The 24,901-nt window shown below is 64.6% G+C and carries 21 protein-coding genes; 11 read left to right on the top strand and 10 right to left on the bottom strand.

Going from position 1 to position 24,901, the window contains the following annotated elements; translation table 11 throughout:
* The first annotated feature begins 90 nt into the window (after window positions 1-90).
* Window positions 91-552, top strand: a complete 462-nt coding sequence (locus tag ACHWUQ_RS09855) for a RidA family protein (RefSeq protein WP_312413533.1) — start codon at window positions 91-93, stop codon at window positions 550-552.
* A gap of 124 nt (window positions 553-676) precedes the next feature.
* Window positions 677-1,825 carry an MBL fold metallo-hydrolase gene (locus tag ACHWUQ_RS09850; protein ID WP_394681015.1) on the top strand — a complete coding sequence of 383 codons (1,149 nt, stop codon included), beginning with the start codon at window positions 677-679 and terminating at the stop codon, window positions 1,823-1,825.
* Between the two features lie 36 nt (window positions 1,826-1,861).
* Here the strand turns inward: ACHWUQ_RS09850 and ACHWUQ_RS09845 are convergent, their stop codons facing one another.
* Window positions 1,862-2,842, bottom strand: a complete 981-nt coding sequence (locus ACHWUQ_RS09845) for a Bug family tripartite tricarboxylate transporter substrate binding protein (protein WP_394681014.1) — start codon at window positions 2,840-2,842, stop codon at window positions 1,862-1,864.
* 136 nt (window positions 2,843-2,978) lie between these two features.
* Window positions 2,979-4,439 (bottom strand): amidase, encoded by a 1,461-nt coding sequence (locus ACHWUQ_RS09840; RefSeq protein WP_394681013.1) that lies wholly within the window; start codon window positions 4,437-4,439, stop codon window positions 2,979-2,981.
* Between the two features lie 107 nt (window positions 4,440-4,546).
* Here ACHWUQ_RS09840 and ACHWUQ_RS09835 point away from each other — a divergent pair, with 107 nt between their 5' ends.
* Window positions 4,547-5,461 (top strand): LysR family transcriptional regulator, encoded by a 915-nt coding sequence (locus ACHWUQ_RS09835; RefSeq protein ID WP_312461832.1) that lies wholly within the window; start codon window positions 4,547-4,549, stop codon window positions 5,459-5,461.
* Between the two features lie 89 nt (window positions 5,462-5,550).
* Here ACHWUQ_RS09835 and parC read toward each other — a convergent pair whose 3' ends face one another.
* Both parC and ACHWUQ_RS09825 read right to left on the bottom strand, forming a co-directional pair.
* Complete coding sequence (gene parC / locus ACHWUQ_RS09830; RefSeq protein WP_394681012.1) at window positions 5,551-7,911, bottom strand: DNA topoisomerase IV subunit A; 2,361 nt, start codon at window positions 7,909-7,911, stop codon at window positions 5,551-5,553.
* 183 nt (window positions 7,912-8,094) lie between these two features.
* On the bottom strand, window positions 8,095-10,071 hold the full coding sequence (locus ACHWUQ_RS09825; protein WP_312413521.1) for a DNA topoisomerase IV subunit B: 1,977 nt from the start codon (window positions 10,069-10,071) through the stop codon (window positions 8,095-8,097).
* A gap of 187 nt (window positions 10,072-10,258) precedes the next feature.
* On the opposite strand from ACHWUQ_RS09825, the gene ACHWUQ_RS09820 reads away from it, so the two are divergent.
* The 6 genes from ACHWUQ_RS09820 to ACHWUQ_RS09795 all read left to right on the top strand — a co-directional run bounded on the left by ACHWUQ_RS09820 (window position 10,259) and on the right by ACHWUQ_RS09795 (window position 15,184).
* Entirely contained in the window at window positions 10,259-11,482 is a 1,224-nt protein-coding gene (locus ACHWUQ_RS09820; RefSeq protein WP_312530776.1) for an MFS transporter, read from the top strand.
* A 13-nt stretch (window positions 11,483-11,495) separates the two neighbouring features.
* Window positions 11,496-11,669, top strand: coding sequence for a hypothetical protein (locus ACHWUQ_RS09815; protein WP_312835468.1), 174 nt, complete (start codon window positions 11,496-11,498; stop codon window positions 11,667-11,669).
* A 58-nt stretch (window positions 11,670-11,727) separates the two neighbouring features.
* Window positions 11,728-12,303 carry a class I SAM-dependent methyltransferase gene (locus ACHWUQ_RS09810; protein WP_394681028.1) on the top strand — a complete coding sequence of 192 codons (576 nt, stop codon included), beginning with the start codon at window positions 11,728-11,730 and terminating at the stop codon, window positions 12,301-12,303.
* 258 nt (window positions 12,304-12,561) lie between these two features.
* Window positions 12,562-12,819: a hypothetical protein gene (locus ACHWUQ_RS09805; protein ID WP_239809023.1), complete on the top strand. Its 258-nt coding sequence runs from the start codon at window positions 12,562-12,564 to the stop codon at window positions 12,817-12,819.
* 134 nt (window positions 12,820-12,953) lie between these two features.
* On the top strand, window positions 12,954-14,492 hold the full coding sequence (locus ACHWUQ_RS09800; RefSeq protein WP_394681011.1) for an ATP-binding protein: 1,539 nt from the start codon (window positions 12,954-12,956) through the stop codon (window positions 14,490-14,492).
* Window positions 14,489-15,184 carry a response regulator gene (locus ACHWUQ_RS09795; protein ID WP_312461838.1) on the top strand — a complete coding sequence of 232 codons (696 nt, stop codon included), beginning with the start codon at window positions 14,489-14,491 and terminating at the stop codon, window positions 15,182-15,184. Before ACHWUQ_RS09800 ends, ACHWUQ_RS09795 begins: the two co-directional genes overlap by 4 nt.
* A gap of 9 nt (window positions 15,185-15,193) precedes the next feature.
* Here ACHWUQ_RS09795 and ACHWUQ_RS09790 read toward each other — a convergent pair whose 3' ends face one another.
* From ACHWUQ_RS09790 to ACHWUQ_RS09775, 4 genes are all read right to left on the bottom strand, one after another.
* On the bottom strand, window positions 15,194-15,913 hold the full coding sequence (locus tag ACHWUQ_RS09790) for an MgtC/SapB family protein (RefSeq protein WP_239809026.1): 720 nt from the start codon (window positions 15,911-15,913) through the stop codon (window positions 15,194-15,196).
* 37 nt (window positions 15,914-15,950) lie between these two features.
* On the bottom strand, window positions 15,951-18,698 hold the full coding sequence (gene mgtA / locus ACHWUQ_RS09785) for a magnesium-translocating P-type ATPase (RefSeq protein WP_394681010.1): 2,748 nt from the start codon (window positions 18,696-18,698) through the stop codon (window positions 15,951-15,953).
* Window positions 18,699-19,360: 662 nt separating this feature from the next.
* Window positions 19,361-20,374: a Bug family tripartite tricarboxylate transporter substrate binding protein gene (locus ACHWUQ_RS09780; protein WP_394681009.1), complete on the bottom strand. Its 1,014-nt coding sequence runs from the start codon at window positions 20,372-20,374 to the stop codon at window positions 19,361-19,363.
* A 58-nt stretch (window positions 20,375-20,432) separates the two neighbouring features.
* A complete protein-coding gene (locus tag ACHWUQ_RS09775) occupies window positions 20,433-20,801 on the bottom strand; it encodes a helix-turn-helix domain-containing protein (protein ID WP_239809029.1) in 369 nt (122 codons plus the stop codon).
* 188 nt (window positions 20,802-20,989) lie between these two features.
* Here ACHWUQ_RS09775 and ACHWUQ_RS09770 point away from each other — a divergent pair, with 188 nt between their 5' ends.
* Window positions 20,990-21,997 (top strand): NAD(P)-dependent alcohol dehydrogenase, encoded by a 1,008-nt coding sequence (locus ACHWUQ_RS09770; protein ID WP_394681008.1) that lies wholly within the window; start codon window positions 20,990-20,992, stop codon window positions 21,995-21,997.
* Between the two features lie 100 nt (window positions 21,998-22,097).
* On the opposite strand, the gene ilvD is transcribed toward ACHWUQ_RS09770, so the two are convergent.
* Both ilvD and ACHWUQ_RS09760 read right to left on the bottom strand, forming a co-directional pair.
* Window positions 22,098-23,963, bottom strand: coding sequence for a dihydroxy-acid dehydratase (gene ilvD, locus ACHWUQ_RS09765; protein ID WP_373450456.1), 1,866 nt, complete (start codon window positions 23,961-23,963; stop codon window positions 22,098-22,100).
* A gap of 245 nt (window positions 23,964-24,208) precedes the next feature.
* The gene (locus ACHWUQ_RS09760; protein ID WP_394681007.1) at window positions 24,209-24,451 is read right to left on the bottom strand and encodes a TIGR04438 family Trp-rich protein; all 243 of its coding nucleotides are present in this window, start codon (window positions 24,449-24,451) and stop codon (window positions 24,209-24,211) included.
* Between the two features lie 144 nt (window positions 24,452-24,595).
* Here ACHWUQ_RS09760 and ACHWUQ_RS09755 point away from each other — a divergent pair, with 144 nt between their 5' ends.
* Window positions 24,596-24,901, top strand: coding sequence for a c-type cytochrome (locus ACHWUQ_RS09755; RefSeq protein ID WP_021027702.1), 306 nt, complete (start codon window positions 24,596-24,598; stop codon window positions 24,899-24,901).

Below are 24,901 nucleotides of genomic sequence, written 5' to 3'. Positions count from 1 at the left end.
GTATGGCGCCGCATTGTTTTTGCATGCGTGCTGGGCCGGCGCTGGCTCTAAGATGCCTCTCTTCCCCACCCCAGCAAGGACCAGACCGGCATGTGCATCTACGACCAACTCCAAGCCCTGAACATTGAACTGCCGCCGGTGCGCACGCCCGCTGCGGCTTACGCACCCTATGCGCAGACAGGCCAGCTCGTGTTTATCAGCGGTCACACGGCCAGCAAGAACGGCCAACCCTGGACCGGCAAGCTCGGCAAGACCATGGACACCGCCGAAGGCCAGCAGGCAGCACGCGCGGTCGCCATCGACCTGATGGGTACCTTGCAGGCAGCGGTGGGCGGTGACTTGAACAAGGTCAAGCGCATTGTCAAGCTGATGAGCCTGGTCAACAGCACAGAAGACTTCACCGAGCAACATCTGGTCACCAACGGCGCCAGCGAACTGCTGGCCCAGGTGTTTGGGCCGGACAAGGGAGCCCATGCCCGCAGCGCGTTTGGCGTGGCCCAGGTGCCCCGGGGTGCCTGTGTGGAGATTGAACTCATCGCCGAAGTGGAATAAATCTGTAGATTTATCAATAGATTTTTCGCTAAATCCCTACAACAGCCGCAGCCATGCGGCTTTCTTGTGGGCGCCGTATCATGGCAGTCGCTTAACGCCCCACCCTGCCCGATTGATATTAGCCATGCAAGAGCCCCGCCCCGCCTCCTCCTCCAACAACCCCACCCGTGGCAACGGCGGCTTTCAACGGCTGCGCAGCGGATGGCTCGTGGCAACGGCCTGCTCGCTGGTGGCCTGTGCCTCGACCCCGGACGAGGACAGCCAACGCCGCTACCAGGCATCGCCCCAGTATTCCTCCGCTGAAAAGCGCTTTCAAAACCCGCCCAATCCGGCCGCCAAGCCCCATGCCGGCGGCTTCCAGATCTGGTCACGCTTTCTGTTCGGCGACAAGAGCGGCACCACACCGCTGGACAGCATTCCCGTCCACACCGTCACCCCGGGGCAGCTGCAGGCGCTGCCAGCGGATGCCAACCATGTGATCCGGCTGGGCCACTCGTCGCACCTGCTCAAGCTCCAGGGCAACTACTGGCTGATCGACCCGGTGTTTGGCGAGCGGGTATCGCCGTTCAGCTTTATTGGCCCCAAGCGTTTCCACCCCACACCGCTGCCGTTGCAAGACCTGCCGCCCATTGCCGGCCTGATCCTGTCGCACGACCACTACGACCACCTCGACGAGCCGACGATCAAGTTCCTGCTGGGCAAGGTGGAGCGCTACTTTGTGCCGCTGGCCGTGGGCGCACGCCTGCGCGGTATGGGGGTTGAGCCTGATCGCATTGTCGAGCTGGACTGGTGGCAGCAACAGCAGCACGCCGGCGTGGAAGTGACCGCCACGCCCAGCCAGCATTTCTCAGGCCGCACGTTGAGCGACCGCAACAGTACGCTCTGGGCGTCCTGGGTGCTGCAAACGGGTGGCCAGCGCATTTACTACAGTGGCGATACCGGCTACTTCCCCGGCTTCAAGGCGATTGGCGAGAAGTTCGGCCCCATGGACCTCGCGCTGATGGAAAACGGCGCCTATGACGCCTACTGGCCCTCCGTCCACATGACGCCGGAAGAAACCATCCAGGCCTTTACCGATGTGCGCGGCCAGGTGCTGTACAGCGTGCACAACAGCACTTTTGCGCTGGCCATGCACGGCTGGCGTGAACCCATGGACAGGCTCTCAGCACTGGCACAGCAGCAAGGCATCCAACTGGCCACGCCCGAGATCGGCGAGGTGCTGACCGTGGGCCAGCCGCGCAGCAACAAGCGGTGGTGGGAAGCACTGCGCTAAGCGCTTTCTTCGACTTCAGCACCGCTCAGCCAAGACTTATTCCACCTCGATCTGGGCGCGCTGCGCCACATCGCGCATCAGCGGCAGTTCGCGCTCCACGCGCGCCTTCAGCGCACTGCCATTGCCCCAGGCAGGGGTCAGGCCAATGCTCTCCAGCTTCTGCTGCGTGGCGGGCTGGGCCATCACATCGGCCAAGGCGGCCTCGAGCTTGGCACGCACCGGCTCGGGCAGACCGGCAGGCGCCAAAAAGGCAAACCAGGTGCTCATGTCAAAACCGGGAAAGCCGCTTTCCGCAACCGTGGGTACGTCGGGCAGCAAGGCCAGGCGCTGGGCGCCCAGTGCGGCAATCGGCTTGATCTTGCCGGCCTTGATCAGCGGCGTGGTCGCCACCACGGTGTCCACCGCCAGTTGCACCTGGCCACCCATCAGCGCCGTCAGGCTCGGTGTGCTGCCGTTGAAAGGCACATGCAGCATGCGGATGCCGGTCGCGCTCTTGAGCATCTCGCCGCCAAAATGCACCGATGAGGCCGGGCCAAAGGAGCCGTAGGAAAAGCGGTCCGGCGCCGCCTTCGATTGCGCCACCAAGTCCTGCAGCGATGTGGCCTTGACGGCATTGTTCGCCACCAGCACCAGGCCCATGTCTGCCACCAGGCCCAGCATGCTGAAGCTGCGCACCGGGTCATAGGGCAGCGCCTTGCGCACCACCGGGTTCATCGCCAGTGTGGAGCTGGCGCCCAAGAACAAGGTATAGCCATCGGGCGCCGATTTGGCGACCTGCCCGCCCGCCACGGCCGTGCCTGCCCCCGGGCGGTTCTCCACAAACACCGACTGGCCCAGCTTCTCGCTGAGCTGCGAGGCCAGCAGCCGGCCCAGAATGTCCGTGGCCCCGCCGGGCGCAAAGGGCACCACCAGCTTGATCGCACGGTCAGGGTAGCCTTGGGCCCACGCAGGGCGCAAGGCCAGGCTGGCAGCGCCTGCGGCCAGGCAGGTCAAAAAGCGGTGACGGGATATCGGCATGGACATGGGATCTACCTTTTTTTGTCGACGAACGGGTGCAGGACCCTCGCAGGCCAGCGCTGCAGCAGCGCTGGCTCTGTGGCGGTCTGCGCAGGGGAAATGCGGTGGACCAGCAGGGGCGGAGCGCGCGGTTCGCCTAGCCCAGCAAAGGGCTGCGCCGGCGCGCATGGCCGCTGGCCTGGTCATAGGCATGGCCGATTTGCAGCAGCGCCCGGTCAGCCTGCGTGGGCCCGATGATCTGCAGGCCAGCGGGCAGCCCGTTGGGGCCAAATCCGGCGGGGACGGACAGGGCCGGCAAGCCGGCCATCGTGGCACCCACCACCGTCTGCATCCAGCGGTGGTAGGTGTCCATGCTGCGGCCGCCCACGGCATGGGGCCAGTCCAGTTCGGCCTCGAACGGGAACACCTGTGCAGCGGGCAGCACGACGAAGTCATAGCGCTCGAACAGGCGGCGCAGCACTTCGTACCAGCTGCTGCGCACCTTGGCTGCGGCATAGATGTCCATGCCTGACAGCGCGCGGCCCCGCTCCATTTCCCACAAGGCCTCGGGCTTGAGCAGCGCGCGCTTTTGCGGGTCGTCGTACAGCGCCGCGTTGGCGCCCGCCACGCTGAAGCTGCGCAGATCGATCCAGGCGCGCCAGAGCTGCTCCAGGTCAAAGTCGGGCAGCACCTCATCCACTGTGCAACCGATGTCGGCAAAAGCGCCCAGCGCCGCGCCGCAGGTGTCGAGCAGGCCCGGCTCGGTGGGCAGGTGCCCGCCCAGGTCACCCAGCCAGGCGATCTTGCGGCCCCGGAAGTCGCGCTCCAGTCCCTGGCCCCAGTCCTGCGCGCCATCGCTGCGGTGGGTCAAGGGCAGGCGCGCATCAAAACCTGCCTGCACCGACAGCAGCAAGGCCAGATCGGGAATATCGCGCGCCATCGGCCCGGCCACGCTGAACTGCTGGAAAAACACATCATCGCCCGGGCCATGCGGCACGCAGCCCACCGAGGTGCGCAGGCCGTACACATTGTTGAAGGCAGCTGGCGTGCGCAGCGAGCCCATCATGTCCGAGCCATCGGCCACCGGCAGCATGCGCAGCGCCACGGCCACCGCAGCGCCGCCGCTGCTGCCACCAGCCGAGCGGCTCGGGTCAAAGGCATTGCGCGTGGTGCCGTAGACCGGGTTGTAGGTATGGCCGCCCAGGCCAAACTCGGGCGAATTGCTGCGCGCCACAAAGAGCGCACCACCGGCACGCATGCGCTCAAACACCACGGCATCGCTGGTGCTGACCTGGCCTTTGAAAATAGGCGAGCCCTTGGTGGTGACCATGCCAGCGGCGGGAGAGATATCTTTGGGCGCCTGCGGAAAGCCGTGCAGTGGCCCCCGGCTCTTGCCCTGGGCCAGTTCGGCATCGAGCTGCGCGGCCTGGGACAGCAGCGGCTCGCGCGGCATCGGCGCGACCAGCGCATTGACCTGGGGGTTGAGCCGGTCGATCTGGCCCCAGAAGGCCTGCAGCACCTCGGTGCATGACAGCGCGCGCCGCTGGATGGCGGCGGACAGCGCCACGGCGCTCAACTCGACGATGCTGTGGTCGGCAGGAACAGGCTGGGATGGCATGGGAGGTATGTCTCTTGGATGTCGTAAAAATCCAGCATAGGCAATGCTGCCCATTTCGACAATCACAATTTTTTGCGGTTATCGTTGCGTTTTTTGCAAAGCAGACCATGACCCCCTCGCAACACCTCCAGGACACCGCCATCCGCTATTTTCTGGAAGTCGTGCGCAGCGGCTCGGTCAGCGAGGCCGCGCTGCGCCTGAATGTCTCGGCGTCCGCCGTCAGCCGCCAGATCGCATCGCTGGAGGAAGTGCTGCAGGTGCCGCTGTTCGAGCGCCGCCCGCGCGGCATGGTGGCCAGCGCTGCCGGTGAGTTGCTGGCCACCCATGCCAAGCGCCATGCGCTGGAGGCCGAGCGCGTCGTCGCCGATATCGAGGCGCTGCAAGGCCTGCGCCGAGGCCAGGTGCGGGTCTGCGCATCGGCCGGCTTTGCGTTTGAGTTTCTGCCGTTGGCCATGGCCACGTTCCGGGAGCAGCACCCGGGCATGCAGTTCCAGCTGGTGTCCGCCTCGCCCGCCCAGGTCACGCAGGCCGTCCGCAACGGCGAGGCCGACATCGGTCTGACCTACAGCCGTGCTGCCGTGCGCGATATCGACGTGCAGCACCGCCAGAACTCACCGGTCATCCTGATCATGCCGCCCGGCCATCCACTGGCCCGCTTTGCCAGCGTGAGCCTGGCGCAAATGCAGCCCTACCCGCTGGCCTTGCTGGACGATGGCAATACCGCGCGCCAGCTGTTTGACATTGCCAGCGGCCAGCGTGGCCTGGTGTTTGAGCCCGTGCTGGAGAGCGGGCAGTTCGATGCGCTGGTGCGCTTTGTGCTGCATGGCGGCGGGCTCACCCTGGGCGGCGAAGTCACCGTGCGCGAGTATGTGCGCCAGGGCCTGCTGCACACCGTGCCCATCCGCGAGCGCGGCATGCATGCGCGCTCGATCGAACTGCAAACGCTGACGGGCCGCAACCTGCCCCGGGGCGTGCGCGCCTTTGTCGACCATTTGCGGGCGCTGTTACCAGCGCAGCGCTGACCCGATACCCCGGCGCAGGCCGTAAAAAAAACCCTGCCGGGCATGGCCTGGCAGGGCTGGGAGCGGTGGATGGTCGTGGGCAGTGCGCTTTATTCAACGCGGAACACGGCGTTGGGCTTGAAGCCCAGATCGGCGAGCTTGCCTTTTTTGGCGCGCCCGGCCTTGGCATTGTTGAGGCTGCGGATCTCCAGGGTTTCCTCACGGGCCTTGCCGCCGCGCCCGATCCCTTCGATGCGGATGCTGCGCGTGTAGACGGCGACACCGGCGAGGCGGTCCTTGTCCTCCAGGTCGATGAGCTTGAGCCCCTTGCCACCCTTGGCCATGTGGTTGAGCTCGGCGACCTCGAAGGTCAGGATGCGGCCACCGACCGAGGCGCAGGCCACATGGCTGGCATCGGCCAATGGCAGGCTGCCGCTGCTGCCCGAGATATGCGAGGGGGCGCACAGCGTATCGCCATCGTCCAGACTGACAAAGGCCTTGCCACCCTTCTGGCGCGAAACCATGTTCTCCACCAAGGCGGTGAAGCCATAACCTGCGCTGCTGGCCAGCAGCAGGCGGGCGGACAGCGGACCGGCAAAGTAGTACTGGATCTGGGTGCCCGCTTCGAGCTCCATCAACGTGGTGACCGGCTGGCCATCACCCCGGCCGCCCGGCAGGTTGGCGACCGCGACCGAGTAGACCCGGCCGTTGCTGCCAAAGACCAGCAACTGGTCGACCGTGCGGCATTCAAAGGTGCCATACAGGCTGTCGCCCGACTTGAAGCTGAAGCTGTCGGCCGCATGGCCATGGCCGGTGCGGGCCCGCACCCAGCCTTTTTCCGACACCACCACGGTGACCGGCTCATCGACCACCTTGACTTCGGCGACGGCCTTTTTCTCTTCCTGGATCAGGGTGCGGCGGGCATCGGCAAACTGCTTGGCATCGGCTTCGATCTCCTTGACCATCAGGCGCTTGAGCGACGCCGGGTTGGCCAGAATGTCTTCGAGCTTGCCCTGCTCTGCGCGCAGCTCGCTCAGCTCCTGCTCGATCTTGATCGCTTCGAGGCGGGCGAGCTGGCGCAGGCGGATTTCCAGGATGTCGTCGGCCTGGCGCTCGCTCAGGTCAAAGCGCGCCATCAGCGCGGCCTTGGGCTCGTCGCTGGCGCGGATGATCGCGATCACCTCGTCGATATTGAGCAGAATGGTCTGCCGGCCTTCAAGGATATGGATGCGGTCCATCACCTTGGCCAGGCGGTGCTCGGAGCGGCGGGTGATCGTCGTCTGGCGGAACTGGATCCACTCTTCCAGCATCAGGCGCAGCGACTTCTGCGTGGGCTTGCCGTCGATGCCGATCATCGTCAGGTTGACCGACGAGGAGCTCTCCAGGCTGGTATGCGCCAGCAGGCAGGTGATCAGCTCGGACTGCGCAATCTTGCCGGTCTTGGGCTCGAACACCAGGCGTACCGCCGCGTCCTTGCTCGACTCGTCGCGCACGCCATCGAGCAGGGACAGCACGGTGGCCTTGAGCTGGCTTTGCTCCTGCGTCAAGGTTTTCTTGCCGGTCTTGATCTTGGGGTTGGTCAGGTCCTCGATCTCCTCGAGCACCTTTTGCGATGAAACGCCGGGCGGCAGCTCGTTGACGACCAGCTGCCACTGGCCGCGCGCGAGCTCTTCGATAGTCCAGCGCGCACGCACCTTGATCGAGCCGCGACCCGTACGGTAGGCATCGGCAATGTCCTTGTCGCTGCTGATGATCTGGCCGCCACCCGGGTAGTCCGGGCCAGGAATGATCTGCTGCAGGTCGAAGTCCGTCATCGCCGGCTTCTTGATCAGTGCCACACAGGCATCGGCCACTTCACGCAGGTTGTGGCTGGGGATTTCAGTGGCCAGGCCCACCGCAATGCCGCTGGCGCCGTTGAGCAGCGAGAACGGCAGGCGCGCCGGCAGCTGGCTGGGCTCCTCGGTGGAGCCGTCGTAGTTGGGCACAAAATCCACCGTGCCCATGTCGATCTCGTCGAGCAGCAGGCTGGTGATCTTGGACAGGCGCGCCTCGGTGTAGCGCATCGCCGCAGCGCCATCGCCATCACGGCTGCCAAAGTTGCCCTGGCCATCGATCAGCGGGTAGCGCTGGGCAAAGTCCTGGGCCATGCGCACCAGCGCGTCATAGGCAGATTGGTCGCCATGCGGGTGGAAGCGGCCCAGCACATCACCGACGACACGGGCGCTTTTGACGGGCTTGGCCGCCGTAGCGCGGTTGGGGCCGCTGTAGCCCAGGCCCATGCGCTCCATCGCAAACAGGATGCGGCGCTGCACCGGCTTCAGGCCATCGCAGACATCGGGCAGCGCACGGCCCTTGACCACTGACAGCGCGTATTCGAGATAGGCGCGCTGGGCGTAGTTGCCCAGGTCCAGGCTGTCGCCGTCGTCGGGCTCGGGGTTGGATAGCAAATCCAGACCGGTTTGTTCACTCATGGTTGTTCAGCTTTCTTTGCTTGTGGCACGGCTGCACGCGGCTGTGGTTGGCATTGTCATTCAGCGGCATGGGCAGCGGGACATTCGATGGCTCCGTCAGGCAGGATGCGAAGCCCAGACGCAGGCATGGCTGCGGCCAGGCAAGGCAAAAGCGGCAAAGCCATCGATGCTGGAGACATGCAATCAGATATCGATTTCTACTTCGTGGCCATGGAGTTCCATCAGGTCGCGGCGGGCCGCAGCCTCGCCCTTGCCCATCAGCTGGGTCATGACCTCACGGGTGGCCAGCAGGTCGGTGCGGCTCAGGCGCACCGGCAGCAGGCGGCGGGTGTCCGGGTTCAACGTGGTTTCCCAGAGCTGCTCGGCATTCATCTCGCCCAGGCCCTTGAAGCGGCTGACCTGGCATTTCTCCCGGGGTACGCCATCCTTGGCGGCCTTGTCGAAGATGGCATGCATCTCTGCCTCGTCCAGCGCATAGACCTTGGCAGCGGGCTTTTTGCCCCGGGCAGGAATATCGACGCGGAACAGCGGCGGCCGCGCCACGCAGACATGGCCTTTCTCGATCAGCTGCGGGAAGTGCTTGAAGAACAGGGTCAGCAGCAGCACCTGGATGTGCGAGCCGTCCACGTCCGCATCGCTGAGGATGCAGATCTTGCCGTAGCGCAGACCGCTCAGGTCCACCTCGTCATCGGGGCCATGGGGATCGACGCCGATGGCCACCGAGATATCATGGATTTCGGTATTGGCAAACAGGCGGTCACGGTCCACCTCCCAGGTGTTGAGCACCTTGCCGCGCAGCGGCAGGATGGCCTGGGTTTCCTTGTCGCGCCCCATCTTGGCGCTGCCGCCGGCCGAATCACCCTCGACCAGAAACACCTCGTTGTAGGCCAGGTCGCGGCTTTCGCAATCGGTCAGCTTGCCGGGCAACACGGCCACGCCGCTGCCCTTGCGCTTTTCCACCTTCTGGCCGGCGCGCTGGCGCGTCTGTGCCGCCTTGATCGCGATCTCTGCGAGCTTCTTGCCATATTCGACGTTCTGGTTCAGCCACAGCTCCAGCGCAGGCCGCACCATGCCCGAGACCAGGCGCACTGCATCGCGCGAGTTCAGGCGCTCCTTGATCTGGCCCTGGAACTGGGGATCGAGCACCTTGGCAGACAGCACATAGCTGGCGCGGGCAAACACGTCCTCGGGCATCAGCTTGACGCCCTTGGGCAGCAGCGAGTGCAGTTCGATAAAGCTCTTGACCGCCTGGAACAGGCCGTCGCGCAGACCGCTTTCATGCGTGCCGCCGGCGGTGGTGGGGATCAGGTTGACATAGCTCTCGCGCACCGGCTGGCCTTCGTCGGTGAAGGCCACGCACCAGGACGCCCCTTCGCCCTCGGCAAAATGGTCGTCGCTGCGGCCGGCAAAACCCTCGCCTTCGAACACCGGAATGAGCGGGTCCACCGGCAGCGTCTGCAGCAGGTAGTCCTTGAGGCCACCCTTGTACTGCCAGGTCTGCGTCTCGCGGCTCTTGTCCTGCGTCAGCTGCACGCTCACGCCGGGCATCAGCACCGCCTTGCTGCGCAGCAGGTGCACCAGCTCGCCCATTGGCAGATGGCTGGATTCGAAATACTTGGCATCGGGCCACACACGCACCGTCGTGCCCTGCTTGCGGTCACCGCTGACCATCGGCCGCACCTTCAGCGGCTCGACCACATCGCCACCGGCAAAGGCCATCGTGGCCACCGAGCCGTCGCGGTGCACGGTCACTTCCATGCGGGTGGCCAACGCATTGGTCACCGACACCCCCACGCCATGCAGACCGCCGGAGAAGCTGTAGGCGCCGCCCTGGCCCTTGTCGAACTTGCCGCCCGCGTGCAGGCGGGTGAACACCAGCTCCACCACCGGCGCATGTTCTTCGGGGTGCATGCCAAACGGAATGCCCCGGCCGTCGTCCTCCACACTGATCGACGCATCGGTGTGCAGATAGACGCGGATCTTCTTGCCAAAGCCGGCGAGTGCCTCGTCAGCGGCGTTGTCGATCACCTCCTGGATGATGTGCAGCGGGTTGTCAGTACGGGTATACATACCCGGGCGCTGCTTGACCGGTTCGAGCCCCTTGAGGACCCGGATCGAGCCTTCTGCGTATTCACTGGTAGACGTGTTTTTGCTTGCCATAACTTTCCATTCTAGCGGCTGCCATTGTAAATAGCTGTATAGATAAACAGGTGGATTTGTTGACGATTCACGACGTTTGGTCGGAAAAGGCGGTAATGGGCTTGGCCGGGCACCGGGCAATATGCGGGCGACAGCCGGTTTTTGGCGTTGGAGTAACAATTCTTGGATAAAGAGACATCCTTAGACTATGCAAAACAACGCACAACCATTGTCCATAGCCCGCGTGCTGCTGTGTGGCGGCGCCGTAGTGACCTTATCGATGGGCATCCGCCATGGCTTTGGCCTGTGGCTGCAGCCGATCACGCAGGAGATGGGCTGGACGCGCGAATCCTTTGCGCTGGCGCTGGCGGTGCAAAACCTCAGCTGGGGCCTGATTGGCATCTTCACCGGCATGCTGGCCGACCGTTTTGGCGCCAGCAAGGTGCTGGTCTGCGGCGCGCTGCTCTATGCGCTGGGCCTGGCCGGCATGGCCTGGGCGCCCAATACGCTGGTGTTCGCACTCACGGCCGGACTTTTGATCGGCATGGCGCAGACGGGCACCACCTATGCGGTGATCTATGGCGTCATCGGGCGCCAACTGCCTGCCGAGAAACGCTCCTGGGCCATGGGGGTGGCTGCAGCGGCCGGCTCCTTTGGCCAGTTCTTCATGGTGCCGGTCGAGGGCCAGCTGATCGCCCACCTGGGCTGGCAGAACGCGCTGCTGGTCTGTGCGGTGTTGGTGCTGACCATCGTGCCGCTGGCCATCGCGCTGCGCGAGCCCAATTTCCACGCACTCAAGCGCCACGCGGCCGCAGGCCAGCAGCAAACCATCGCCCAGGCCGTGGGCGAAGCCTTCCGCAATCCCAGCTTCTTGCTGCTGACGGCGGGTTACTTCGTTTGCGGCTTCCAGGTGATGTTCATTGGCGTGCACATGCCCAGCTACCTGAAAGACTTCGGGCTGCCGCCGCATGTGGCCAGCTATTCGCTCGCGCTCATCGGCCTGTTCAACATCTTTGGCACCTACCTGGCAGGCTCGCTGGGCCAGCGCATGGCCAAGCGCTACCTGCTCTCGGGCATCTATTTCATCCGCGCGATCGCGATCGTGGTGTTTCTGCTGGTCCCGCTGTCGCCCTGGTCGGTCTATGTGTTTGCCGCCGCGATGGGCTTTTTGTGGCTGTCCACCGTGCCGCTGACCAATGGCGCCATTGCGCAGATCTTTGGCGTGCAGCATTTGTCCATGCTCAGCGGCTTTGTGTTCTTCAGCCACCAGATCGGCAGCTTCCTGGGCATCTGGCTGGGCGGCTACCTGTATGACCACACCGGCAGCTATGATGTCGTCTGGTACGTGGCGATTGGGCTGGGCGTGTTCGCCGGCCTGGTCAATCTGCCCGTCAAGGAAGAGCCTGTGCGGCGCCAGCCACTGGCGGCCTGACCACCGAACTCTCATGCAACAGCCTGCACCACCCTCACCCTCCAACGCGGACGCCGCGCCGCTGCGCGGCTGGCAGCGCGCTGCCATCTGGCTGCTGGTGGCGGTGCTGCTGGCGCTGGTCTTCATGCTCTATACGCAACCGGAATTCATGGTGCGCATGGCAGACCATGTCTGGGCCTGCTTCTGAGAACGTGTCTACGTTCTCCCCGCGCCGCGATGCAGCGATCGCAGACACGATCCAGCCGATGACCCACACCCACACCCACACCCACACCCACACCCACACCCCCGCCCCCTCGCCCTGGATCACCCGCTTTTCTGCGCTGATCCCGGCTGGCCGCCAGGTGCTGGATCTGGCCTGCGGCCAGGGCCGCCATGCGCGCTACCTGCAGGCCCAGGGTTTGCAGGTGACGGGCGTGGACCGCGACGGTGCGGCCCTGCAATCGCTGCAGTCGGACACGGCAGGCGAATGGCTGCAGGCCGATATCGAAAACGGTGCCTGGCCGCTGGAAGGCCGGCTCTTCGATGCAGTGGTCGTGACGAACTATCTGTGGCGCCCGCTGTGGCCGCGCATTCTGGCCAGTGTGGCCCCTGGCGGGCTGTTGTTGTACGAGACCTTTGCGCAGGGCAACGAAGCCTACGGCAAGCCCTCCCGGCCCGATTTTTTGCTGCAACCGGGCGAGCTGTTGCAAGTCTGCGCCGGCTGGTCGGTCATCGCCTATGAGGCAGGACTGCTGCGCAGCCCGGAGCGGGTGGTACAGCGCATTGCGGCGCGCCGCCCGCACGGCGCAAGCCCCCTGCCAGCCACGCCGCTGCCCTGAAGCGGCCTCCGCTTTGCATAACTTTGCGGCCTTGCGCGCGCGGCCGGATACCGCCGAAACCCAATAGGCATGCGGTTTTCGCTTTGTCACACCTTGCACAAAGCCGGCCCAACTTCCTCCACATTTGGCTTCTATAGTTCAACCATAGGCTCTGCGGAGAGGCGTAAACACACTCCAGTTTCTCTGTTTCACCGCTTCTTTCTGTTCCACACCAGATCGCGGCCTGGCCGCAGAGCCTCTTTTTATACAAGGAATGCCATGAGTTCTCAACCACTTCGCCATCGTCTGCTGTGCAGCACCGCCGTGACTGCAGCCCTCTGGATCGCCGCCGCACAGGCCCAGGCCGCCAGCCCCGCCCAACCCGCCCCGTCCAAGCAAGCCATTGAGGCTTGCCAGGGCAAGAAGGCCGGCGACGCCGTCCAACTGACACTGGACAATGGCACCACCGCCAAGGCCACCTGCCGCCAGGTGGGCAAGCAACTGGTCGCCAAGCGTGGCGCATCCATCGGACCCTGAAGTCCGCTGGTAACGCCCCGATCAAGCAACACTTTTACACACCCACGCACTGTGTAAGAGAATAGCCGGGCAGGCATTGCGCCTGCCCGTTTTTGCCGTTTGCGCTCCTCCATCCAACGCCCCAGCTGCTTTCTGTGACCACTTCCCGCTTCCAACAGTTGCGTTTCACCCGCTTGCAGACACGGGTGCTGCTGGCCATGGTGCTGCTGCTGCTGGGGCTGCTGCTGGGGTTTTTTGGCTTTTCGTACTGGAGTCTGCAGCGCGGGCTGGGCGGCTACGTGGCACAGATCGAGCTGGGGCGGCTGGAGTATCTCGAAAGCCAGCTGCGGCGCGAATATGCGAAGGACCCGCATTGGGCTTCGCTGACCCCGGAGCGCTGGAATGCACTGACCCGCTTTGGCAGCCAGGCGGCCGTGCCCGTCTCGCCCCCTGCCGAGACGGTGGCACCGCGCCGGGCCACACTCGGGCCTGCACTGACCCAGCAATTGCGCCCCATCGAGCGCCACCCGCTGTCCCAGCGCCTGGGTCTGCTCGACAACCAGGGCAAGCTGATTGCCGGTGTGCCGCCCACGCCCGGCAGCGCCAAAAACCCGCTGTTCGATGGCCAGCACATGCTGATTGGCACCCTGACCTTGAACCAGCCCGAAGACCTGAAAAACCAGATCGACAATGCCTTTTTGAAGGAGCATCTGGTGTTTCTGGCCATTACCGGTCTGCTGGGCCTGCTGTTGGCCGGTGCCCTGTCCTGGTGGCTGAGCCGCCGCTGGATTCGGCCCATCGAGGCGCTGAGCGAAGGGGCAAAGGCCTTTGCCAGCGGACAGCTGGACTACCGCATTGCCGTGGCCGGCCATGATGAGCTGGTGCAGCTGGCCGACCGCTACAACCACATGGCCGAGCAGCTCTCGCAAGCCCAGGCACAGCAGCATGAATGGCTCACGCAGGTGGCCCATGAGTTGCGCACCCCGCTGGCAGCCGTACGGGCCGAGATTGAAGCCGTGCAGGATGGCATCCGCAGCTTTGATGCGCAGACGGCCGCGCGCCTGCACCGCCAGATCCTGCGCCTGACCCAGCTGGTCAGCGACATGCGCGCCACCATCCCGACCGCACTGGTGGTGCACGCACCCGAGGCCGCCCCTGCGCTGCAGCTGACCGCCCACCTGCCCGCGGCTGCGCGCCCGCTGGACATGCGGGCCCTGACCATCGAGGCGGTGGAAGCCGTGCAGATTCGCTTCAGCCAAGCGGGCATCAGCCTGCCCACGGCCCAGGAGCTGCTGGCCGCCCTGCCGCCTGCCTGGGTGCAGGGCAATGCGCAGCAGTTGCACCAGGTGCTGAGCAATATCCTGGAAAACAGCCTGCGCTACACCGATGCGCCGGGCCGTGTCAGCATCAGCGCCAGCCTGCATGGGCCAGCACCTGATTCGGGCCAGCGCTGGCTGGAGCTGCACCTCGATGACAGCAGCCCCTCGGTGCCGCCAGCTGAACTGCCCCGTATTTTTGAACGTTTCTACCGCGTGGAGACCTCGCGCAGCCGCGCCAGCGGCGGCTCGGGCCTGGGGCTTGCGATCTGCAAAAGCATTGTGCAAGCCCATGGAGGACAATTGCAGGCCTCCATCTCGTCCTTGGGCGGTCTGCGCCTTACCTTGATCCTGCCCTTGATAGACCCTGTTGCATGAACACCGCCAAACCCCGCATTCTGTATGCCGAAGACGAGGCCGATATCGCCTCCGTTGTCATTGACTACCTGCACCACGCCGGCTATGAGGTCGAGCATTTTGCCGATGGCAGCCAGGCCATGGCGGCGCTGCGCGCCCGCGCGCCGCAGCTGGCCATTCTCGATCTGATGCTGCCCGGCACCGACGGCCTGAGCATTCTGCGCGAGTGCCGCGCGCGCCAGATCTGCCCCGTCATCTGCCTGACCGCCAAGGTCGAGGAAGTGGACCGGCTGGTCGGCCTGGAGATGGGCGCCGACGACTATATCTGCAAGCCCTTTTCGCCGCGCGAGCTGATTGCCCGCGTCAAGGTGATCCTGCGCCGCCATGCACCACCTGCTCCCGGTGCGGCAGCCAGCCAGGCCGCCAGCGACTGGCAGCTGGACGAGACCACCAGCCAGGCCAGCTGGCGCGGCCAGGATCTGGGGCTGACGCGGCGTGAGTTTGCATTGCTGCACATCCTGCAGCGCCACCCCGGCAAGATCTACCCCCGCAGCCAGTTGCTGGACCTGGCCTATGCCGATGCGCTGGAAGTGAGCGACCGCGCGATCGACAGCCATATCAAGAACCTGCGCAAGAAACTGCGCACGGTGATGGGAGACGACGCCGATTGCATTCGCTCGATCTATGGCGTCGGCTTCGCATTTGAAGGCTAGCGCTGCAGTTCAATCCCGCGTGCTGGGGCTCCAGAACGCCTGGCGGACCCCGGGCTTGGCCGCCAGCTGCTGCACCATCGCATCGAGCTCCTCTCCCTCCACCGACTGGGCGGCCAAGGTCGCTTCAATGACCACCTCGGCATCGCCAAACGGCTGGATGTCGATATCGCCGGGCGGGTAGCCGCCACGCTCCAGCACATCCTGCAGCATCGCCAGTGCCAGCCGCTGGTGCAGGCGCTCGGCCACGACAAACACGGCATTGGTCATTTCGGTGGAGGCCACATCCAGCGGCTTGCGGTTGATGGCATTGACGAGCGGGCGCAGCAAGGTATTGGCCGCCAGCACCAGCACGGTGCCCAGGGCCGCCTGCACGATCAGGTCAGCCCCCGCTGCTGCGCCCACGGCGGCAGAGCCCCACAGGGTAGCGGCGGTGTTCAGGCCACGCACATTGCCTTCCTCGCGCATGATGACGCCAGCGCCCAGAAAGCCGATCCCCGAGACCACATAGGCCATCACGCGCACGGCCCCGTCAGGGCCGGCAATGGTGTTGGCACTGTCGACAAAGATGGCCGCACCCACGGCCACCAGCACATTGGTGCGCAAGCCGGCGGTGCGCTGGCGGTATTGGCGCTCCAGGCCGATGACGGCGCCCAGCACAAAGGCGGTCACCAGGCTGATGGCCGTGTTGATCAGTGAGTTCAGTTGTGTGTAGTTCAGCGCTTCGAGCATGCCGCCCTCCTTGGCAAACGGTTATTCTTCATGGCGCTTATTGCCAGCCATAGCGACGGATGTACCACTTTTTCATGACCTGCGTAAGACCCATATAGGCCAGCAAGACCGCCACAAGGAATACAAAGTACATGCCGGGCAGCGGCACCAGCTTGAAATAAGGTGCCAACGCGCCCATAGGCAGGTAAATGCCGATGGCCACGACCACCAGGGTCATCAGGGCCACCGGCCAGGCAGCGCGGCTCTGGAGGAACGGAATGCGCATCGTTCGGATCATGTGCACGATCAGCGACTGGGTGAGCAGGCCCACGACAAACCAGCCGGACTGGAACAGCGCCTGGCGCTCCGGCGTGTTGGCGCCAAACACCTTCCACATCACGACAAAGGTGGTGATGTCGAAGACCGAGCTGATGGGGCCGAAGAACAGCATGAAGCGGCCCACATCGGCAGGGTTCCAGCGCTGGGGCTGGGTCAGCAGTTCGGGGTCCACATGGTCAAACGGGATCGCCGACTGCGAGAAGTCATACACCAGGTTCTGCACCAGCAGCTGCATCGGCAGCATGGGCAAAAAGGGGATGAAGGCACTGGCAATCAGCACCGAGAACACATTGCCGAAGTTCGAACTCGCCGTCATCTTGATGTACTTGAGCATGTTGGCAAAGGTGCGGCGCCCTTCCTGCACGCCCTGGTCCAGCACCATCAGGCTCTTGTCCAGCAAGATGATGTCGGCCGCTTCCTTGGCCACATCGACGGCCGTGTCCACCGAGATGCCGATATCGGCGGTGCGCAGCGCTGCCGCATCGTTGATGCCGTCGCCCATGAAGCCCACCACATGGCCATTGGCCTTGAGCATGCGCACGATGCGCTCCTTGTGCGCAGGGCTCAGCTTGGCAAAGATGTTGCCTTCCTCGACCACCTGAGCCAGGCGCTGGTCGTCCATCTGCTCGATATCGCCACCCAGCACGATGTGCTGCTCGGTGATGCCCACCTGCTGGCAGACTCTGGCGGTGACGGCGGCATTGTCGCCGGTCAGCACCTTGGTCTTTACGCCATGGCGAGCAAGCGCCTGCAGCGCGGGTGCGGCACTTTCCTTGGGCGGGTCGACAAAGGCCAGAAAGCCGCAGAGCACCATGCCGGCCTCATCGGCCACCCCGAAGTTGCTCTGGCCAGGCTCGGTATCCCGAGTCGCCACCGCCACCACGCGCAGCCCCTGGGCGTTGAGCGCCTCGGCCGTCGCCACGATGCGCTGGCGCAAGCCCGCGTCGAGCGCCAGCACGCCACCGGCGGCCTGCACCGAGCCGCTCACCTGCAGGATTTCCTCGACCGCGCCCTTGGTGATGATCTTGCCGGCGCCGCCACTGTCACGCACCACCACCGACATGCGCCGGCGCACAAAGTCAAACGGCACTTCATCGACCTTGGTATGGCTGTCGACCAGCGGCGCGCGCTCGCCATGGGCCAGCACGGCCACATCGAGCAGGCTCTTGAGACCCGTCTGGTAGTAGCTGTTCAGGTAGGCCATGTCCAGCACATGCTGCGATACATCGCCCCAGGCATCGAGGTGGCGCTCGACCGAGATCCGGTCCTCGGTCAGGGTGCCCGTCTTGTCGGTGCACAGCACATCCATCGCGCCAAAGTTCTGGATGGCATCCAGGTGCTTGACGATCACTTGCTTGCGCGACAGGAACACCGCCCCCTTGGCAAGCGTGGCGGTCACGATCATCGGCAGCATCTCGGGGGTCAGGCCCACGGCCACCGACAGCGCAAACAGCAGCGCCTCGGTCCAGTCGCCCTTGGTCAGGCCATTGATCAGCAGCACCAGCGGCACCATCACCAGCATGAACCGGATCAGCACCCAGCTGACCTTGTTGACCCCCATCTGGAACGCGGTGGGGCCACGCTCCATGGCCGAGACCTTGCCGGCCAGCGCGCCGAGGTAGCTCTGGTTGCCGGTGCTCAGCACCACCGCCAGACCCGCACCCGAGACCACGTTGGTGCCCATGAACACCAGGTTGCGCAATTCCACCGGGTTGGATTGGGCGCCATCGGGCTCCTGGGCAAATTTCTCCACCGGCATGGATTCACCGGTCATCGCCGATTGCGCCAAAAACAAGTCCTTGGCGGCCAGCAGGCGGCAGTCGGCCGGCACCATATCGCCGGCCGCCAGCTGGATGATGTCGCCTGGCACCAGGTCGCGCACCGGCAGCTCGCGCACGGCCTGCAGCGCAGACAGGCGCGATGGCAGCGCATCCAGCGCTTGCCCCTGCTCATCCTGAGCACTGCGGCGCAGCACAGCTGCGGTGTTCGATACCAGGGCCTGCAGGCCAGCCGCCGCCTGGTTGGCACGGCCTTCCTGCCAAAAGCGCAGGCCGGTCGCCAGCGCCACCATGCTGCCAATCACCACCGTGGCCTTGGTGTCGCCCGTCAGCCACGACACGGCGGCCAGCACCGTCAGCAGCAGGTTGAAAGGTGTGCGAAAGCACAGCCACAGGTGCTCGGCACGGGACATGGGCCGGTCCTGCGAGATGGTGTTCCATCCGGCCTGTGCGCGCGCTTCCTGCACCTGTGCGTCGTCCAGGCCCTGGCGGCTGGTGTTCAGGCTTTGCAGCAATGCTTGTTCCGGCGCATGGGCGGCGTCGCGCAGCCGCTCGCCCATGGCCGTGGAAATGCTGGCATCCACCGGCGTGCTGGCCCATTGCTCAAACATCGGCAAGCGGCGGAAATGCACGCCCCAGTGGCGCGAGCGCAGAAAGTTAACGAATCCATTTTTCAGCAGGTTCAACATGACCCATCTCCCCGCCATGGGCACGGCCCAGCCGCGCCGCATGGCATCTTCAATCCATACAGGCGTGCCCATGCGCGCCGCTGCCAGGCGGCCGCAAAGATGCACCTCAAACACAAGAGAGGTCAGCGACTGAAAGGGTCCAATGCCGCCGAAGCCGAGCAGGACTGCACGGCACCTTTGCCCATGGGGGCGCGGCGGCGCAGCATGGTCGCGAGCTGGCGCTGCATGCAGCGGGGCGCGCCCAAGCCGCAGCATGGCGTGATGGCCCATGGCACAGCCCTGCGTCGCGGTGCGCGCAAAGAGGCCAGCGAAGACATACGCAGTGGCATGAAAGGCTCCCACACCCGGTGTGATGGCGCGCAGCAAAGGCGCTCGCCACTGGGCAAGACTGGAAGATCAAAATGGGATGCAGTAGGGGCGCAGGTCTGTCTGACAGAAACTACGGCACCTCACAGCTGCCCGCCTGGTTCGGCAAGGCAGCGCGCAAAGCTGGGGCGTTTGCGATTACCTTGCCTGTGGTCGGTTGGCCGCTGGCCAACAACTCGGTAAGTCCACAGGGTTACTCCTGATAAAAAAGCTGGCCGGATTGTAGATCAAGGCCCTCAAAACCACCAGTGGTTGAGAAGGCACAACGCGCTCTTTACCGGCGCTTTTCAGAAAGCTCAGTCCAGCACCAGCCGGCGCTGCTGCACCAGCTGCTCGATCTGGGCGCGCGTATCGCTGATCAGCGCTGCAAACTGCTGCGGGCTGCCGCCCATCGGCACAACACCGAGCTGCTCCAGACGCGCCTGCACCGCAGGTTGCTGCAACGCTTGGCGGGCTGCATGGTGGAGGGTGTCGATGACCGCTGGCGGCGTGCCGGCCGGCGCCACCAGCCCAAACCAGGTGATGGCCAGGCGGTTGAACGCCGGGTAGCCCGCCTCTGCCAACGTAGGCACCTGCGGCAGCGCTGGCAGCCGCTGGGGCGCGGCCACCGCAAAGGGCACCAGGCGCCCCGACTGCACCAGGCTGCTGGACGACGGGTACTGGTCACTCAGCACCTGGGTCTCGCCCGACAGCGCACTGTTGACCACCGGGCCTTGGCCTTTGTACGGAATATGGCGCAGGCGCACGCCCAGCGCTTCGTTCATCGCCTCGGCAATCAGGTGGCCGATGGAGCCCACGCCGGCCGATCCGATCGTGTAGTGGTCGGGCTGGGCGCGCAAGATGGCGACCAGGCTCTGCAGATCGGCTGCCCCCAGGCTGGGGTGGGTGGAGAATACCGATGGAATCTGCGCCAACGCGATGACCGGTGCCAGCGCTTCGGGCGGGTCACGGCGCAGCGATTTCAGCATCACCGCATTGACGGCCAAGGTGCTGATCGTTCCCACGCCGATGGTGTAGCCATCGGGCCGCGCACGGGCCACTGCCTCGGCCCCGATGAGACCTGCGGCGCCAGCCTTGTTCTCCACCACCACCGGCTGGCCCAGCGGCTCGCGCATGGCATCGGCAACCAGGCGGGCCACGATATCGGTCGACCCCCCCGGTGCAAAGGGCACCACCAGCTTGATGGGCTGGCTGGGGTAGGCGCGCCGCTCTTGCGCTTGCGCCTGCGCATGTCCGGCCCATGCCAGACCCAGGCAGACCAATGCAGGCAGCAGCGCCAGCGGGCGCAGGAGGGGAAAGCGGGAGATCATGGCAGGCGGACACTGAAAACCAGAGACGGGAATTATCCTCCCGAGCGGGAAACTGGCACTAGGCAGCGCAGCTGGCCTGTACGTCCTGGCCCTCTTGCTGCAGACCCTGGCTCTGGGCATAGTCCATGCCCCAGTCGCGCATGGCCGTCAGCACCGGCTGCAGGCTGCGGCCCAGGTCGGTCAATGCATAGTCCACGCGCGGGGGGACCTCGGCATAGACCGTGCGCGCAACAATGCCGGCCTCTTCCAGCTCGCGCAGCTGCAAGGTCAGCATGCGCTGGGTGACGTTCGGAATGGCGCGCGCCAACGCACTGAAACGCTTGGTGCCATGGAGCAGATGGAAAAGCACAATCGGCTTCCAGGTGCCGCCCATGACGGACAAGGTGACCTCCACTGCGCAGCCGCTTTTGCTGTTCAAACGCTTCATACCCCTTGCTCCCCGGAAAACGACAAACGCCCCATCCTAGTGCCAAGCCAATATCCATGCATTGCTTACATTTTTAATACTAGACCACAAATATGTCGGTTCTAGCGTTCCACACCCAGCGCTTGCATGATGGCCGGGTGGCTGCAGCCTGCAGCCTCTGTGATGCCAACCAAGGAAAGACATACGCCATGAAAGCCATTCAACTTGCCGCTCCCGGTGGCCTGGACCGCCTGCAACTGGTGGACTTGCCAGCGCCCGCAGCACCAGGCGCCGGAGAGATCCAGGTGCGCCTGCATGCCAGCTCGCTCAACTACCACGACCTGGCCATTGCCGCCGGGCGCTCGGCCACGGCCGATGGCCGCATCCCGATGGCCGATGGCGCCGGCCTGGTGACGGCGGTGGGGGAAGGCGTAACCGAGTTCGCCGTGGGTGACGCCGTGGTTTCCTGCTTTTTCCCGCTGTGGCTATCGGGCAAGCAAGTGCCCTCCACCTTCACCACCGTGCCCGGCGATGGTGTCGATGGTTTTGCGCGCGAGCAGGTCACGATGGCCGCCACGGCCTTTACCCATGCACCCAAGGGCTATACGCATGAAGAAGCTGCCACTTTGACCACGGCGGGCCTGACCGCCTGGCGCGCCCTGGTCGTCGATGGCCGCATCGAAGCGGGGCAAACCGTGCTGGTGCTGGGCACCGGCGGCGTCTCCATCTTCGCGTTGCAACTGGCCCATGCGATGGGCGCCAAGGTGATTGCGACGACCTCCAGCGCTGCCAAGGCCGAGCGCCTGCGCGCCTTGGGTGCCGACACGGTGATCAACTACCGCGACCAGCCCGAATGGGGCGATGCGGTGCTGCAAGCCACTGGCGGCCGTGGTGCCGACATCGTCGTGGAAGTCGGCGGCCCCGGCACCCTGCCCCAGTCCATCCGCGCCTGTGCGCCCGGGGGCCATATCGCACTGATCGGTGTGCTGACCGGCTTTGCCGGCGATGTACCGACGGTGGAGCTGATGCGCAAGCAGCAAACGCTCAAGGGCCTGATCGTTGGCAGCCGCGAGCAGCAGCAAGACCTGGTGCGCGCGCTCGACCAGTTGCCACTGCGCCCGGTGATCGACAGCAGCTACCCGCTGGAGAAAATCGCCGATGCCTTTGCGCACCAGATCAGCGCGCAGCACTTTGGCAAGATCTGCCTGAGCTGGTAAGTGGCCATGGCAGCGCAAGCGCTCTGCCGTCTGCGCTACCGCGATGAAAAAACCGCCCCGGGCTTGCGCCTGGGGCGGTTGTGCATTGGGCGAGAGACGGTCAGTCCAGCAGCGAGATATCGCGCACCGCACCCTTGTCGGCCGAGGTCACCAGCTTGGCATAGGCCTTCAGCGCGGTGGACACCTTGCGCGGGCGGGGCTTGGCAGGCTTCCAGCCCAGCGCATTCTGTGCTTCGCGGCGCTTGGCAAATTCCTCATCGCTGACCAGCGCATTGATGGTGCGGTTGGGGATGTCGATCAGGATGCGGTCGCCGTTCTGCACCAGGCCAATCGCGCCGCCAGCGGCCGCCTCTGGCGAGCAGTGGCCGATGGACAGGCCCGAGGTTCCGCCCGAGAAGCGGCCATCGGTCAGCAATGCGCAGGACTTGCCCAGGCCCTTGGACTTGATGTAGCTGGTCGGATAGAGCATTTCCTGCATGCCGGGGCCGCCTTTGGGGCCTTCGTAACGCACGATCACGACATCACCGGCCTTGACCTTGTCGCTCAGGATGTTTTCCACGGCCTCGTCCTGCGACTCCACCACATGGGCCGAGCCTTCGAACACCAGGATCGAGTCATCGACACCGGCGGTCTTGACCACGCAGCCGTCCAGCGCGATGTTGCCGCGCAGCACCGCCAGCCCCCCTTCTTTGGAGAAGGCATGGTCGTACGAGCGGATGCAGCCTTCGGCGCGGTCCAGGTCCAGGCTGGGCCAGCGCGTGCTTTGGCTGAAGGCCACCTGGGTAGGAATGCCGGCAGGGCCTGCCATGTAGAAGGTGCGCACCGCCTCGTCCTGCGTGCGCACGATGTCCCACTGGTCCAGCGCGTCCTTCATGGTCTTGGCATGCACGGTGGGCACGTCGGTGTGCAGCTTGCCGGCACGGTCCAGCTCACCGAGGATGGCCATGATGCCGCCGGCGCGGTGCACATCTTCGATGTGGTACTTGTTGGTATTGGGGGCCACCTTGCACAGCTGGGGCACGGTGCGCGACATGCGGTCGATGTCGGTCATCGTGAAATCGATGTCCGCCTCTTGCGCAATCGCCAGCAAGTGCAGGATGGTGTTGGTCGATCCGCCCATCGCGATGTCCAGGGTCATCGCGTTCTCGAAGGCCTTGAGGCCGACGGCGCGTGGCAGCAGCGTGGCTTCGTCCTGCTCGTAGTAGCGCTTGGCCAGCTCCACGATCAGGCGGCCTGCGCGCTTGAACAGCTGCTCGCGGTCCGAATGGGTGGCCACCACGGTGCCATTGCCTGGCAGGGCCAGGCCCAGCGCCTCGGCCAGGCAGTTCATCGAGTTGGCGGTGAACATGCCCGAGCAGGAGCCACAGGTCGGGCAGGCCGAGCGCTCGACTTCAGCCACATCGGCATCGCTGACATTGCTGTCCGCGGCCATCACCATCGCATCGACCAGGTCGAGCTTCTTGATCTGGATCGTCTTGCTGCCATCAGCGGCAGGCACGGCCAGACGCACCTTGCCCGCTTCCATCGGGCCGCCCGAGACAAACACCACGGGGATATTGAGGCGCATCGCGGCCATCAGCATGCCGGGGGTGATCTTGTCGCAGTTGGAGATGCAGACCATGGCATCGGCGCAGTGCGCGTTGACCATGTATTCCACCGAATCGGCAATCACTTCCCGGCTGGGCAGCGAGTACAGCATGCCATCGTGGCCCATCGCAATGCCGTCGTCGACCGCAATGGTGTTGAACTCCTTGGCAACACCGCCTGCAGCCTCGATCTCGCGGGCGACGAGCTGGCCCAGGTCCTTCAGGTGCACATGGCCTGGAACGAACTGGGTAAAGGAGTTCACCACCGCAATGATGGGCTTGGAGAAATCGTCGTCTTTCATGCCGGTGGCGCGCCACAAGGAGCGGGCACCAGCCATGTTGCGACCGGCGGTTGAGGTTTTGGAACGGTATGCGGGCATCGTGGTGTACGAATCAGTAAACAATAAGAATGCGGCCTGTCTTGCATAGTGCGGGCCTAGATATACGCCAGGGCCAGCGGGCAAGTTGGCGAGAACCTCTTGAGTGCACGCCGATGTGAGCGCTGATTATGGCGCAGCTGGGCAAATGACGGAGACACTCGGGTTCCAGCCAGCGACAGCGGTAGGGACAGCAGAAAGGCGGAAAAAAACCGCCTGCCGGCGGTTTCTGCGCTGCAGCGGCTGCGTCAGCGGCGCCGGCGGGTAGTCTGGCCCAGCGCGTCCCTGGATTTTTGCAGTCGGCGCTCCTTTTTCAGCCCTTCCTTTTCCATCGCCTTGCGCTTGGTGTAGCCTGACCAGTCGGCCCAGGCCCACCACAGCGCTGCCAGGCCAAACGGCGCCAGCACGGTGACCCAGGACCAGGCCGCGACGGGGCCGATTTCCAGGTACTTCAACAACAGCAGAATGATCCCCAGGATCAGAAAATACATGGTCTCTCCCTCTTGTTGCTCGCTGGGCCGCTTGGGTATCGGGCTCGTAAAGTGTTCTGACTTGCGGAACATCCTGGCGTTGGCGCAGTCCTAAGCAGCGAGCCATTAGAATTAATGTACCTCATGCGCTAAGGAGAAGACACGATGAACCGTATTCTGATTGCCACGGCACTGGCCTTGTCGGCCAGCGCACCTGCGTGGGCTGATCAGGCATTGGCCCAATCCAAGAACTGCATGGCTTGCCATTCGGTCGACAAGAAAGTAGTGGGCCCCGCATTCAAAGACATTGGCGCCAAGTTTGCAGGCCAGCCCGGTGCATCCAACATGCTGGCCCAGAAGATCATCAAGGGCAGTGCAGGCGTCTGGGGCCCTGTGCCCATGCCCGCCAACACCCAGGTCAGCGAAGCCGATGCCAAGAAATTGGCCGACTGGGTACTGACGCTCAAGTAA

The sequence above is a fragment of the uncultured Comamonas sp. genome (genome assembly GCF_964277875.1).
Classification (GTDB): Bacteria; Pseudomonadota; Gammaproteobacteria; order Burkholderiales; family Burkholderiaceae_C; genus Comamonas; species Comamonas sediminis.
This window is presented reverse-complemented; position numbering and strand designations above follow the sequence as displayed.